The following is a 13,506-nucleotide window of genomic DNA, read 5'->3' on the forward strand; positions in this document are numbered from 1 at the left end:
AGACCGCGAATTGTAGCAGCGGCGGCTTGCCCGACCTTCCCCGACCCCGATCGCGGCCTCAATACGGCCCCGCATGCGCGTTCAGTCCACGGCGTCCCCGAGCGCGTCGCGCAGCGGTTTGAGCTGGGTTTCGTAGCGATGCCAGCGGCCCTGGTGGCGCGCATCGATGGGCTGGCGCATCTGCACCGTGCTCGCCGTGGCGGTGGGGGCGCTGCGCTTCTCGATCGCCGCGCAGCCCGGCACCCACCGCAGCCCGCAGAACTTGAAGACCTGGCGCGCGACGGCTTCGGGGTCGGCCACCAGCGATTCGTACGACACATCGAGCATCCGGCCGGGCAACACTTCGTGCCAGTGCGCCATCAGCTTGCGGTGGTTCTGGTAATGCGCCGCCAGTTCGCGCTGGTCGTAGGAATAAGGATAGGCCGCGCCGAACAATTCGCGCAGGTTCGAGAAACACGTGTCCATCGGATCGCGCACCACGTTGAGGATGCGCGCGCCGGGCAGGGCGCGATGGATGAAACCCACGTTCATCGCGTTGCGCGGGAGCTTGTCGGTGTACGCCGCGCGCGGCTCGCCGTCGGCCGCCCACGCGCGCCATTGCGTGCGTTGCAGGTAGCGCTGGCCCAGTTGCGCGAAATCCACGCGGTCGATCGTCGACAGCATGTGGTTGTCGAGCATGCGCGGCGACTGGTGGTCCCAGGCCCACGCCATCTGGAACGGGAAGTCCTGCAGTTCGCCCGCATCGCGCACCTGCGGATGCGCGCCGAGGATGCGTTCGATGAGCGTGGTGCCCGAGCGCGGCATGCCCACGATGAAGATCGGGCGCGGGCCTTTCTGCGCGGGGGGCTGCGGCGCGAGGAATTCCGGCGTGGTGAGGTGGATCAGGCGATCGAAGACGTCCTGCTCGTACTTCGGGTCGTAGTCGATCGCGCGGCGGCGCGCGGTGCAGCCGTGCACCAGCGCCTTCCATGCTTCGGTGTCCTGGCCGCAGTCCTCGTATTCCTTGTAGAGCGCGAACCACAGGTAGGGCACGCCGGGATCCAGCGTCGGCGTGGCGACCAGGCGCTTGCGCAGGCGATCGATGTGGTTGCGCGCGGGCGTCCACGTGCGCAGCTTCGACAGCGTCCAATGCGCGCTCGCGAACTGCGGGGCGACGGCGATCACCGATTCCAGCTCCGCCTCGGCCTCGTCCAGGCGGCCGGCGAAGACGAGCAGCGTGGCGCGCAGCAGGCCCAGCCGCGGTCCGCGTTCGCCGCGGGCGCGGGCGAGGTCCACCAGTTCGAGCGCGCGCGTCGGCAGCCCGAGCGTGTTGAGCGCCAGCGCGCCTTCGAACAACGCCTCGGGCGACCACGTGGCCAGGAAGCTGCGTTCGAAGAAGATCGGCGCGGCCTGCGATTCGCCCACTGCGACGAGGCGGTCGAAGATGTCGGCGCGCAGTTGCGGGTGCTGGGGTTCGCCGTTGGCCGCGTTCAAGGCCGCATCGGCGGACTCGCGGAACCGGCCCCGCAGGGAGGCGAGGGTGGAGATGCGCAGCCAGGCGCCGGCATGGCCCGGGGCGCGCGCGACGATGGCCTGGTAGGCCTGCTTCGCGGGGTCGAGCTGGCGCTGGTGGAGCATCGACTCGGCGCGTTGCCAGAGCTGGTCGATCTCGCCGGTCATGCGACGCAGGCTAGCACGCAGCCGCGCGCGCGCCCGCCATGCGCCGTGTACCCTGCGGCTTCCAGCGTATCCGGGGGTCGGGATGAAGACGGTGCTCGTGGCCAGTTCGAAGGGCGGCGTGGGCAAGACCACGTTGTCGACCAACCTCGCGGCGCGCTTCGCGCTCGATGGCAAACGCACGGTGCTGGTCGATGCCGACCGCCAGGGCTCCTCGCGCCACTGGGCCGAGAAGCGCGCCACCCTCGAACACGCCGTGCTCCCCGTCGACGGCACCCGCAAGGACTGGGACCGCCGCGTCCCGAAGGACGCGCAGCACGTGGTGGTCGACGCCGCCGCCGGCGCGCACGGCCAGGAACTCGCGCATTTCCTCGACGTGGCCGATGCGGTCGTCGTCCCGGTGCTGCCGTCGGTGATCGACATCGAGGCCACCGTCCCTTTCCTCGATACGCTCGCGAAACATCCCCGCGTGCGGAAGGGGCAGCTGCCCGTGGGCCTCGTCGGCAACCGCCTGCGGCCCTGGACCAATGCCTCGCAGTCGTCGATGGACCTGCTCCGCCAGTGGCCGTATCCGCTGGTCGCCGAACTCCGCGATACGCAGGCCTACGTGCTGATGGCCGGGCTCGGGCGCAGCCTGTTCGACTACCAGTCCCAGCAGGTGCGCGAGCACCAGGCCGACTGGGCGCCGCTGCTGAAGTGGCTCAAGCGCGCGTGAAACGACATTCACCCCTCGCGCGCTTCCACCTCGGCTAAGCTCCGGGCATGCGCCAACTCATTCTCCTGCGACACGCACACGCCGAGCCCGCTGCCACCGGCCAGGCCGACCTCGACCGTCCGCTGTCGCCGGAGGGCCTGGCGGAAGCCGAATCCGCCGGCCGCTGGCTGAAGGAACACGGCTTCGTGCCGGACCGCGCGCTGTGTTCGCCGTCGCGGCGCACGCGCGAAACGCTCGAAGCGGTGCTCTCCGCGGTGGGCTACGTCGACCAGCGCCTCGAGCCGTCGATCTACGACGCCACGCCCGGCACGCTGATCGAGCTGGCCGATGGCCACAAGGACGTCGAACGCCTGCTGCTCGTCGGCCACAACCCCGGTTTCGAACAGCTCGCCGCGCTCATGCACAGTGGGCAGTCCGGCGATTACCGCGGCATGCCGCCCGGCGGCATCGCGGTGCTGAGCGTGCCGAAGGACGCCGCGATCGAGCCGGGCGTCGCGCGCCTGGCCGCCTTCTGGTGGCCGTGACGGGCTAGGCGCATGTATCGCTGGATCGCCACCGTGCTGCTGGCGTCAGTCGCAGCCGGCGTGGCAGCGCAGGCGCAGCTGGCGCACGTGGCGCCGGAATCGAAGTTCGAGTTCACGCTGGTCACGCGCTGGAGCCAGGTGCTGGTCGGTCGGTTCGTGGGCGGCGCCGGCGAAGTCGTCGACCTCGGCAACGGCAAGCGCCAGGTGCGGTTGCGACTGCCGACCGCGAACGTCGAGATCGTCGACCACCCGCGCTACACCTCGCTCACCCGCGGCCCGCGCTTCTTCGATGCGGCGCGCTTCCCGGACGTGCAGTTCATCTCCGAACCCTACGACGCCGCGATCCTGCGCGACGGCGGCACGCTGCATGGCCAGTTGCGCATGCACGGCATCCAGCGGCGCGAACGCTTCGTCCTCTCCGCGGGCCAGTGCGCGCGCCCCGGCCGCGATTGCGCGATCCACGCGCAAGGCGTCGTCCGCCGCGGCGACTACGACCTGGACGGCTGGCGCCTCGCGCTGAAGGACGAAGTGCGCTTCGACCTGCAGGTGCGCTTGACCGACGTGGCGAGCGAGCCGGCGAAATGAGTCCACTGCTGCGGCACCTGCTCGTGCTGGCGCTCGCGCTGTCGTGCGGTGCGTGCGCGATGTCCGAGACCAAGCGCGGGCACGCCGAAGCCATCGCGATCGGCGCGCGCGCCACCGCCATCGATTGCGACCGCCCCAACCACTGCGCCATCGATTCGCCGCTGCGCAACCTCGCCGACACCGCGCTGGCCGAATCCGCGAACTCCACCCCGCACCACTTCGCCCTGCTGCTCGACCGCGGCCCCGACGCGCTGATGGCGCGCGTCAACCTCATCCGCAGCGCGCGCTACACCGTGGACCTGCAGACCTACATCTTCGACGAGGACGACACCGGGCACCTGGTGCTCGACGAACTCCTGGCGGCGGCGCGCCGCGGCGTGAAGGTGCGGATGATCGTCGACCAGCTCTCCGCGTTGCGGAAGGCCACCACGCTGGCCGCGCTGTCCTCGCAGCACGCCAACCTGGAGCTGCGCGTCTACAACCCGATCTTCAACCGCGCACGCATCAGCTACCCGCAGTACCTGATGGCGTCGATCTGCTGCTGGCACCGCCTCAACCAGCGCATGCACAGCAAGCTGCTGCTGGTGGACGACGCGGTGGGCATCACCGGCGGGCGCAACTACCAGGACGATTACTACGACTGGAGCCCGACCTACGATTTCCGCGACCGCGACGTGCTGGTCGCCGGCCCGGTGGCGCGCGAGATGGCGTCCAACTTCGATGCGTTCTGGGAATCGCGCCGCAGCGTGCCGGCAGAGCGCCTCGACGACGTGGGCCGCGCGCTGTTGTCCGAAGGCCCGCAGCCGATGCCGCAGGATCCGTTCGATGCGCCGGCGCGCGTGGAGGCGATGTCGCGCGATGCGAGCGATGCCGCCCTCGTGCGCGAACGTCTGGTCGCGCCTGCGATGCAGGTCGGCGCCGTGCGTTTCCTCGCGGACCTGCCGCAGAAGCATCGCCGCAGCGCGCCGTCGAACATGGTGGTCGCGGGCCAGGGCCTGCGCGAAATCATCGAGGCCTCGCAGAAGGAAGTGCTCCTGCAGACCCCCTACCTGGTGCTGTCCGACCAGGCGCAGGACATGTTCCGCGCGCTGCAGGCACGCCCGGCGCCGCCCAGGATCGTCATCTCGACCAACAGCCTGGCGGCGACCGATGCGTTCATCGCCTACGCGTTGTCGTTCAAGTACAAGCGCCGCTACCTCCGCGAGTTCGGTTTCCACATCTACGAATTCAAACCGTTCCCGGCCACCGCGCCGATCGACCTGGCGTCCATCGCCGCGGGCGCGGAGGAAACCAAGGCCGCGGCGTTGGCGATCGACGAAGCCTCGGCGGTACGCATGGATGCCCCGAGCGGCAGCACCGGCGGCAACGCGCGCACCCGTCGCGAAACCCCGCAGCAGCAGCGCGAACACGTCGCCACCCGCTACTTCGGCAGCGGCGGCGAAGGCGCCAACGCCCCGGTGCCGTTGCGGCGCGCGGGCGTGCGCATCGGGCTGCATGCCAAGTCGATGGTGGTGGACGAACGCATCGCCGTGATCGGCACGCACAACTTCGATCCGCGCGGCGATCGCTACAACACCGAGAGCGCCGTGGTCATCGACGACCCGGCCTTCGCGCGCCTGCTGGCCGACAGCATCCGCGGCGACATGCGCCCCGAGAATGCCTGGGTGATCGCGCGCCGGGATCCGGCGCCCGTGTTTTCCGGACTCGACTATTCGCTGGCCAAGGTGTCCGAAGCCCTGCCGTTGTTCGACCTGTGGCCGTGGAAATACGCGACGAGCTACGAATTCGCGCCCGGCCCGGAATGCCCCGCGCCGCTGCCGCGCGACGACCCCGGGTTCCGCCGCTGCTACACGCCCGTGGGCCCGTTTCCCGAGGTCAACCTCAGCGTCAAGGGACTCACCACCCGCATCTTCACGGCCTTCGGCGCGGGCCTGGCACCGATCCTCTGATCCACGCCGAAAGCGAGTCGGTGCGCGCCGAATGTTCCGGAGAACCCCACGACTCTGCTAGGCTGCCGGCCTCCCCGCCACGCCTCACGGACCTGGATACCGCCATGTCGATTTCGCTGAATTTCGAACTCAACGACCGCGACCTCGAGCATTTCCACAAGGCGATGAAAGCCGCGCAGGAATCGGCGAAGGACCGGACGGCCGAAGACATCGTCATGTGCAGCGGCAAGCTGCTCGAAGACGCCGCCAAGGTGCACATCCCCGATTTCATCAAGGAACGCCTGCTGCGCCTGGACGACATGATCGCCATGGTGCGCGACGAAGGCTGGCACCTGCCGGAAGAAGACCGCCAGCGCGTGCTGTCCGCGCTCGTCTACTTCTGCGATCCGAAGGACATCATCCCGGACAACGTCGAGGTGCTGGGCTTCCTCGACGACGCGGTGATGATCGAGCTGTGCGTGCGCGACCTGAAGCACGAGCTCGACGCCTACGACGACTTCTGCGACTACCGCGACCACGAAGCCAAGCGCCGTGGCCAGGATCCGGCCAAGCTCGGCCGCGAAGAGTGGCTGGAATCGCGCCGCAACGAACTCGTCGACCGCATGCATGTCCGCCGCGAGCGCGAGTTCGGCACCGGCTACGGCAGCAGCAGCGGTTATGCCTCCAAGCACGAGTCGTACACCCGCGGCTGGCGCCCGGGCGTCTTCAAGTTCGGCTGAGCCAGGCCGCCGGCATGGCTTCCGGCGACCGCCCCCCGTCGTCGCACCCGGGACCGTTCCGTCCCGGCGCCTCGATCGAATCGCTCAACGCGATGTCGGCGGGCACCTCCATGGAAACGCTGGGCATCCTGTTCACCGAGATCGGTTACGACTTCCTGCGCGCGACCATGCCGGTCGATGCGCGCACGCGCCAACCCTACGGCCTGCTGCACGGCGGCGCTTCGGTGCTGCTGGCCGAAACCCTCGGCAGTTCCGCCGGCATGTTGTGCGTCGGCGAAGGCGAAGGCTGCGTCGGCATCGAGATCAACGCCAACCACGTGCGGGGCGTGCGCGAAGGCCTGGTCACCGGCACCGCGCGGCCTTTGCACGTCGGCCGCCAGACCCAGGTGTGGGAAATCCGCATCGAAGACGAACGCGCCCGCCTGGTGTGCATCTCGCGCCTGACCCTGGCGGTGATCGCGCTGCCCGCCGGCGCGCCGAAGTGAAGGGCCCCAACGCCCTGCGGTTCGCGCTGCGGATGCCGCTGCTCGCCTGGCACGTGCTCATCGACCTGCCGATCACCCTGCTGGTGATGCTGCCGCCGATCGGGCGCATCGACATCGGCGGCGAACCGCTCGAGCACCGCATGATCCGCTGGTGGCAGGGCGGGCTGATGCGCATCTTCGGCTTCCGCATGCATCGCCGCGGCGTGCCGTTGCCGGGCGCCACGCTGTTCGTCGCCAACCACGTCAGCTGGGTCGACATCGTCGCGCTGCACAGCCAGCGGATGATGGGCTTCGTCGCCAAGCGCGAGATCCGCGGCTGGCCGCTGGTGGGCTGGCTGGCCACGCGCGGCGAAACGATCTACCACGAGCGCGGCAGCAGCGAATCGATGGGTGGCGTGCTGCACGAGATGCTGGCGCGCCTGCGCGCCGGGCGTTCGGTAGGCGTGTTTCCCGAAGGCCGCACGCGCGATGGCCGCGAGATCGGCCCGTTCCACGCGCGCATCTTCCTGGCCGCGGTGGAGGCCGGCGTGCGCGTCCAGCCGGTCGCGCTGCGCTACGGGAAGGGCGCATCGGCGCAACCGGTGGTCGCCTTCGGGCCGGACGAAAGTTTCGCCGCCAATTTCCTGCGCCTGCTCGGCGAGCCGGCGCGGGAGACCGAGGTGTGGTTCCTCGAACCGATCGACGTGTCCGATGCCGGCGGCCGCCGGCGGATCGCCGAGCTGGCGCGCGAACGCATCGTCGAAGCGATGGCGGCCCCTTGAGTTCCAGCGTTGGTTCGCCGACCTGCGACGGGTTAGAGCGCGACCTCGACACGGGGCGCGCTAGCCTCCGCGACATGCTCACCGCCCGCGACTATCGCCCGCCGCGTTCGCTGTACAGCCCGCACCTGCAATCGGTGCTGGGCTCCAGCGCGTTGCGCCGCCGGCGCGGCCGGAGCGCCATGGCCGCCAGCGGCGCCGTCACCACCGCGCACATCATCGACGCCGGCGACGGCGTGCGCCTGCAGGGCCTGCATTCGGCGATGCCCGGCGTCACGCCGCGCGCGCTCGCGCTGCTGCTGCACGGCTGGGAAGGCAGCGCCGAATCCAGCTACATGCAATTGACCGCCGCGCGGTTGCTCGCGCGCGGGTTCGAAGTGTTCCGGCTCAACTTCCGCGACCACGGCGACACGCACCATCTCAACGAAGGCCTCTTCCATTCCAACCGCATCGACGAAGTCGTGCACGCGGCCGCGGAAATCGCGCACCGCTATGCCACGCGCCCGATGGTGGTGGCGGGGTATTCGCTCGGCGGGAACTTCGCGCTGCGCATCGCCCTGCGCGCGCAGGCTGCCGGCATTCCGCTCGTGCACGTCGCGGCGGTGTGCCCGGTGCTGGATCCGGCGCGCACGATGGACAACATGGAACGCGGCCTGCCGCTGTACATGTGGTACTTCGAACGCAAGTGGCGCGAATCGCTGGCGCGCAAGCGCAAGCTGTTCCCGCAGCACCACGATTTCGACGACCAGGTACTCGGCCTGCGCATGCGGCCGCTCACGCAGTGGATGGTGGAGCGGCACACGCAGTTCGGTTCGCTCGACGGCTATTTCCAGGGTTATTCGATCGCGGGCGATCGCCTGGCGTCGCTGTCGGTGCCGGCGAGCATCCTGATGTCGGAAGACGATCCGGTCATTCCCGTCGACGAATTCCGCCAGCTCGCGTTGCCCGCGCACGCGCACCTGGACATCGCACCGCACGGCGGCCACTGCGGCTTCCTCGAGAACTGGCGCGGCGACGGCTTCGCCGAACGCTGGGTCGCCGAACGACTGGACGCCGCCGTCGACCTGTCCGTGGCAACATCGCCCGCCCTGGCCTGAGAGGAACGCGCATGCGCATCTGGAGCGAGAGTTTCGAACACCGCGGGCCCATCCCCGCCGAGTTCGCGATGGGCACGCCGGACGGCTTCGGCGGCAATCGCAATCCGCACCTGGCGTGGGACGACGCGCCGGCCGACACGCAATCCTTCGTGCTGCTGTGCATCGACACCGACGCGCCGACCGATCCGTCGACCGTGGGCCGCGACGACCTGCAGATTCCCGTCGAGCAACCGCGCGCGGACTTCGTGCACTGGGCGATGGTGGACATTCCCGCCAACGTGCATGCGATCGCGGCCGGCAGCTGCAGCGACGGCGTGACCAAGCACGGCAAGCAGTCGCCGCCGTGCCCGCCCGGCGCGCGCCAGGGCTTGAACGATTACACCGGCTGGTTCGCGGGCGATGCCGACATGCGCGGCCAGTGGCGCGGTTACGACGGTCCGTATCCGCCGGCCAACGACCTGCGCGTGCATCGCTACTTCTTCCGCCTGTTCGCGCTGCGCGTGCCGAAGCTCGACGTCCCGGAGGATTTCACCGCCGCCGATGTCTTCCATGCGCTCCAGCCGCACGAAATCACCGAGGCCGCGATCTACGGCACGTACACGCTCAATCCGCAGGTCAAGGGTTGAGCGCGCGCGTTGCGATCGTCACCGGCGCCAGTCGCGGCATCGGCGCGGCGATCGCACGGGCGCTCGCGGAAGACGGGTGCCACGTGGTGGCGGCCGCGCGTTCGGATGACGCCTTGCGTGGCGTGGTCGAGGCGTTCTCGGTGCGCGGATTGGCCGTGCCGTGCGATCTCGCGGCGCCGGAGGCGGCGACGCAACTGGTCGACGCCGCGATGCAGGCCTTCGGTCGCATCGATGTGGTGGTGAACAACGCCGGCGCGACGCCGCGCGGGGATTTCCTCGCGTTCGACGATGCGGCGTGGGAGGCGGGTTTCGCGCTCAAGTTCTTCGGCGCCGTGCGTTTGTGTCGCGCTGCGTGGCCGCAGCTGGTCGCGCAACAGGGCTGCATCGTGAACATCGCTGGCATCGGCGGGCGCACGGGCAACGCGGACTTCACCATCGGCGGCAGCGTCAACGCAGCGCTGCTCAACCTGACGAAGGCGCTGGCCGATCGGGGCGTACGCGACGGCGTGCGCGTCAACGCGGTGAATCCGAGCAGCATCGCAACGGAACGCACGCAGGTGCGCATCGACAAGCTGGCGGCGGAACGCGGCATCGCGCCGGACGCCGCGTCGTCCGAACTCGCGCGCGACCTGCGCGTCGCACGCTTCGGCACGCCGGCGGAAATCGCGTCCGTCGTGGCGTTCCTCGCCTCGGATCGCGCCAGCTACATGCAGGGCGCAATCGTCGACGTCGACGGCGGGCAGACCCGCACGCTGTAGATCAGCGCGCGGGCACCAGCAGCAGCAACGCCGCGCCCACCACGAAGCGATACACCGCGAACGCCGTGAAGCGGTGCGTCTGGATGTAGCGCAGCAGCCACTTCACCGCGATGAAGGCGGTGACCGCGGAGGCGACGAAGGCCACCGCGAGCGCGTTCCAGTCTTCGCCCGCCAGGCCGCCTTCGCGCGCGACGTGCAGCAGTTCGTAGCCGGTGGCCGCGAACATCGTCGGGATGCCGACCAGGAACGCGAATTCCGTCGCCGCCGCGCGGCTGGTCACGCCGAACAGCAGCGCGACGAAGATCGTCGCCGCCGAGCGCGACGTGCCGGGGAAGACGCCCGCAACGACCTGCGCCACGCCGACCAGGATCGCGACGGTCCACGTGATGTTGGAACGTTCGCCCAGCACCACCGCGCGCTTGGCCGCGAAGTGCTCCGCGAGCAGCATCCACGCCGCGCCCAGCACCAGCGCCCACGCCACCGGCGCCACGTCTTCCGGCAACTCGAAGCCGAGCTTCTTCACCACCAGGCCGAGCACCGCGGTCACGCCGAATGCGACGGCCAGCTTGAACGCGTAATCGCGCGGCGCCTGTCCGTGCACCGGTGCGGCCTGCGCCGGATGCAGGAAGCTGTCGGCGAGTTGCCACAAACGCTGCCGGTAGATCACCACCACCGCGAGGATCGCGCCGGCCTGGATCGCGATGTTGAACAGGTCGCTGCGATGCCCGAGCCAGCGCTCGGCGATGAGCAGGTGACCGGTGCTGGAGATCGGCAGGAATTCGGTGATGCCTTCGATGATGCCGAGCAGCAGCGCGGCCAGGAGATCGGTCATTGGGGATTCGCGGAAGAGGGAAGGGACGGCAACGCCGGATGGTCGCGTTTCATGATGGCGGCGTCCATGTCCACGCTTCGCGATCCCGCTTCCATTGCGCCTGCGTGCGCGTCACGCGGAGCCACCAGGTCTGTTCGCCCGGTTCCGGCCGTGGCGCATCGAAGCCTGCGGGCGTGAGCAGGGCGACGCACCAGGCCGGCGTCGGATCGCGCACCGAGCGATACAGGAGCGCGCCCACGCCGGCGTCGCGAGCGATGCGGGCGAAGGCCTGGGTGGGCGCGTAGTCGACCGGATGCGTCCATGCCGCGGCGTCGCGATCGAAGGGCGCGCGCTGCAGGTCGATCGCCTCGGTGCGCAGGCGCGTGGCGAAGGCGGTGAAGGCGAGCGGGGCGAGGCCGTCCAGCGCGGGCGCGTCCATCAGGAAGCGCCAGCGCCAGTAGCCCATTTCCATGCAGGCGGTGCGCACGCCCTGCGCGCCGTAGAAGACGCCGGGATCGTCGCGATCGCGGAAGCGCGAGCCGCCGCGCCGCGGCGAATACCGGAAGGGCGTGGCGAGCAGGTAATGCAGGTGCGCGGTGCCCGCGGGCGCGCGGGGCTTGGACGCGTCGATCAAGGTTTCGAGCAGCGCCTGCTCGTCCGCATCGTCCACGAGCTTCATCGTGCTCGCGACGTGCTGCGCCTCGACCATCCGCCACGCGCGGCCCTTCCAGGGCCGACGCTCAGATGCGACCGCGGTGGTGGTCCAGGTAGTCGACGACACGCACGAGTCCTTGCAGGTCGGTGATCAGGGCGGCGGGGGCGGCGCCGAGCGCGAGGTTGTCGCCGCGCAACCATGCGCGGGCGGCCTCGGTGGTGCCGACGATGGAATCGAGCGAACGGAACAGGCGCACGAACAGCAGCGCGAGCTCCCATTCCTTGCGGCCGGCCTTGAGCGGGTAATCGCCGGCGACCAGGCGACTCACCGTGGCGGTGCTGAGCCCGAGCACCCCGGCGAGGGTGTCCTGCGTGACCCCGAGCTGCGCGGCTGCGCGCACCACGGCCTTGCCCAGCACCGCGGCCTGGGTGGTGGCGGCCCCGGGAACCTGCTGCAGCGATCGACGTGCCATGGCGTCCCTCCTTCCATGGAAATCGTACCCGCAATTCGTTTCCGTGGAAACACCTGGCAGAACGGGCTGCGCCGCTGGCGGCGCAACCACGCTGGTGCGAACTGGAACCGGCGCCGCACCAATCCGGTGCAGCGATGCCGATCGAGATCGCGTGCTGCGTTGCGAATCAATGGGTTGCACCACGGCCGTCCTTGGCATGCGCCTTGCTGCTATGACTGACGTTGCGATCCGGGTCGTCCCGGCCCTCGATTTCCGCCCCATCTCACCCATCGGAGCCCGCCATGTCTTTGGAACACGTCGAGAAACTCATCAAGGACCACAAGGTTGAATTCGTCGACCTGCGTTTCGCCGACATGCGCGGCGTGCAGCACCACGTGACCTTCCCGAAGTCGATCGTCGACGCCTCGCTGTTCGAGGACGGCAAGATGTTCGACGGCAGCTCGATCAGCGGCTGGAAGGGCATCAACGAATCCGACATGGTGCTGCTGCCGGATCCGACCACCGCGTTCCTGGATCCCTTCACCGCCGACCCGACGCTGGTCCTGACCTGCGACATCCTCGACCCGGCCACCATGCAGGCCTACTCGCGCGACCCGCGCGGCATCGCCAAGCGCGCCGAAGCCTTCCTCAAGTCCAGCGGCATCGCCGACCAGGCGTTCTTCGGCCCGGAACCGGAATTCTTCATCTTCGACAGCGTCCGCTTCGCGAACGACATGGGCCACACCTTCTTCCACATCGATTCGGAAGAAGCGCACTGGAACTCCGGCCGCGAATACGAAGGCGGCAACACCGGTTACCGCCCGATGGTGAAGGGCGGCTACTTCCCCGTCGCGCCGCTGGACACGCTGCACGACATCCGCGCCGAGATGTGCAAGACGCTCGAGCAGGTGGGCATCGAAGTCGAAGTGCACCACCACGAAGTGGCCAACGCCGGCCAGTGCGAGATCGGTACCAAGTTCAACTCGATGGTGAAGAAGGCCGACGAACTGCTGACGATGAAGTACGTCATCAAGCAGGTCGCGCACCGCAACGGCAAGACGGCGACCTTCATGCCCAAGCCCATCGTCGGCGACAACGGCAGCGGCATGCACGTGCACCAGTCGCTCGCCAAGGGCGGCGTCAACCTGTTCTCCGGCGACGGCTACGGCGGCCTGTCGCAGATGGCGCTGTGGTACATCGGCGGCATCTTCAAGCACGCGCGCGCGATCAACGGGTTCGCCAATTCGACGACCAACTCGTACAAGCGCCTGGTGCCGGGCTTCGAAGCCCCGGTGATGCTGGCGTACTCGGCGCGCAATCGTTCGGCGTCTTGCCGCATCCCGTACGTGGCCAACCCGAAGGCGCGCCGCATCGAGATCCGCTTCCCCGATCCGATGAACTCCGGCTACCTGATCTTCGCCGCGCTGATGATGGCCGGCCTGGACGGCATCAAGAACCAGATCGACCCGGGCGCGCCGAGCGACAAGGACCTGTACGACCTGCCGCCGGAAGAAGAGAAGAACATCCCCACCGTCTGCCATTCGCTCGACCAGGCGCTGGAAGCGCTCGACAAGGATCGCGACTTCCTCAAGGCCGGCGGCGTGTTCACCGACGACTTCATCGATGCGTACATCGGCCTGAAGATGCAGGAAGTGACGCGCTTCCGTGCGGCCACGCATCCGCTGGAGTACCAGCTGTACTACACGCTGTAAGCGTT

The 13,506-nt window shown here is 69.1% G+C and carries 15 protein-coding genes; 11 read left to right on the forward strand and 4 right to left on the reverse strand.

What is annotated here, in order from left to right; all coding sequences use genetic code 11:
* Window positions 1-81: 81 nt before the first annotated feature.
* Window positions 82-1,659 carry a tetratricopeptide repeat-containing sulfotransferase family protein gene (locus tag LYSCAS_RS06780; protein WP_213436987.1) on the reverse strand — a complete coding sequence of 526 codons (1,578 nt, stop codon included), beginning with the start codon at window positions 1,657-1,659 and terminating at the stop codon, window positions 82-84.
* Window positions 1,660-1,741: 82 nt separating this feature from the next.
* On the opposite strand from LYSCAS_RS06780, the gene LYSCAS_RS06785 reads away from it, so the two are divergent.
* The 10 genes from LYSCAS_RS06785 to LYSCAS_RS06830 all read left to right on the forward strand — a co-directional run bounded on the left by LYSCAS_RS06785 (window position 1,742) and on the right by LYSCAS_RS06830 (window position 9,872).
* Entirely contained in the window at window positions 1,742-2,371 is a 630-nt protein-coding gene (locus tag LYSCAS_RS06785; protein ID WP_213436989.1) for a ParA family protein, read from the forward strand.
* Between the two features lie 47 nt (window positions 2,372-2,418).
* On the forward strand, window positions 2,419-2,895 hold the full coding sequence (locus LYSCAS_RS06790) for a SixA phosphatase family protein (RefSeq protein WP_213436991.1): 477 nt from the start codon (window positions 2,419-2,421) through the stop codon (window positions 2,893-2,895).
* Window positions 2,896-2,907: 12 nt separating this feature from the next.
* Window positions 2,908-3,480: a YceI family protein gene (locus LYSCAS_RS06795; RefSeq protein ID WP_213436993.1), complete on the forward strand. Its 573-nt coding sequence runs from the start codon at window positions 2,908-2,910 to the stop codon at window positions 3,478-3,480.
* Window positions 3,477-5,429: a phospholipase D family protein gene (locus tag LYSCAS_RS06800; protein WP_213436994.1), complete on the forward strand. Its 1,953-nt coding sequence runs from the start codon at window positions 3,477-3,479 to the stop codon at window positions 5,427-5,429. Before LYSCAS_RS06795 ends, LYSCAS_RS06800 begins: the two co-directional genes overlap by 4 nt.
* A 104-nt stretch (window positions 5,430-5,533) precedes the next feature.
* Window positions 5,534-6,148, forward strand: coding sequence for a YkvA family protein (locus LYSCAS_RS06805; protein WP_213436996.1), 615 nt, complete (start codon window positions 5,534-5,536; stop codon window positions 6,146-6,148).
* 14 nt (window positions 6,149-6,162) lie between these two features.
* Window positions 6,163-6,633, forward strand: a complete 471-nt coding sequence (locus tag LYSCAS_RS06810) for a hotdog fold thioesterase (protein ID WP_213436998.1) — start codon at window positions 6,163-6,165, stop codon at window positions 6,631-6,633.
* Window positions 6,634-6,665: 32 nt separating this feature from the next.
* Entirely contained in the window at window positions 6,666-7,394 is a 729-nt protein-coding gene (locus tag LYSCAS_RS06815; RefSeq protein WP_213437660.1) for a lysophospholipid acyltransferase family protein, read from the forward strand.
* Window positions 7,395-7,468: 74 nt separating this feature from the next.
* On the forward strand, window positions 7,469-8,488 hold the full coding sequence (locus tag LYSCAS_RS06820; protein ID WP_213437000.1) for a YheT family hydrolase: 1,020 nt from the start codon (window positions 7,469-7,471) through the stop codon (window positions 8,486-8,488).
* Between the two features lie 11 nt (window positions 8,489-8,499).
* Window positions 8,500-9,114, forward strand: a complete 615-nt coding sequence (locus LYSCAS_RS06825) for a YbhB/YbcL family Raf kinase inhibitor-like protein (RefSeq protein WP_213437002.1) — start codon at window positions 8,500-8,502, stop codon at window positions 9,112-9,114.
* Complete coding sequence (locus tag LYSCAS_RS06830) at window positions 9,111-9,872, forward strand: SDR family oxidoreductase (RefSeq protein WP_213437004.1); 762 nt, start codon at window positions 9,111-9,113, stop codon at window positions 9,870-9,872. Before LYSCAS_RS06825 ends, LYSCAS_RS06830 begins: the two co-directional genes overlap by 4 nt.
* 1 nt (window position 9,873) lies before the next feature.
* Here LYSCAS_RS06830 and LYSCAS_RS06835 read toward each other — a convergent pair whose 3' ends face one another.
* Genes LYSCAS_RS06835 through LYSCAS_RS06845 form a run of 3 tightly spaced genes read right to left on the reverse strand, consistent with a single transcriptional unit; the run spans window position 9,874 to window position 11,810 of the window.
* Entirely contained in the window at window positions 9,874-10,704 is an 831-nt protein-coding gene (locus tag LYSCAS_RS06835; RefSeq protein WP_213437006.1) for an undecaprenyl-diphosphate phosphatase, read from the reverse strand.
* A 49-nt stretch (window positions 10,705-10,753) separates the two neighbouring features.
* Entirely contained in the window at window positions 10,754-11,464 is a 711-nt protein-coding gene (locus tag LYSCAS_RS06840; RefSeq protein ID WP_213437008.1) for an RES family NAD+ phosphorylase, read from the reverse strand.
* Window positions 11,424-11,810, reverse strand: a complete 387-nt coding sequence (locus LYSCAS_RS06845) for an antitoxin Xre-like helix-turn-helix domain-containing protein (RefSeq protein WP_213437010.1) — start codon at window positions 11,808-11,810, stop codon at window positions 11,424-11,426. Before LYSCAS_RS06845 ends, LYSCAS_RS06840 begins: the two co-directional genes overlap by 41 nt.
* Window positions 11,811-12,091: 281 nt before the next feature.
* Here LYSCAS_RS06845 and glnA point away from each other — a divergent pair, with 281 nt between their 5' ends.
* The gene (gene glnA / locus LYSCAS_RS06850; protein ID WP_213437012.1) at window positions 12,092-13,501 is read left to right on the forward strand and encodes a type I glutamate--ammonia ligase; all 1,410 of its coding nucleotides are present in this window, start codon (window positions 12,092-12,094) and stop codon (window positions 13,499-13,501) included.
* The last annotated feature ends 5 nt before the right edge of the window (window positions 13,502-13,506 follow it).

This window comes from Noviluteimonas caseinilytica, assembly GCF_018406605.1.
GTDB lineage: Bacteria > Pseudomonadota > Gammaproteobacteria > Xanthomonadales > Xanthomonadaceae > Noviluteimonas > Noviluteimonas caseinilytica.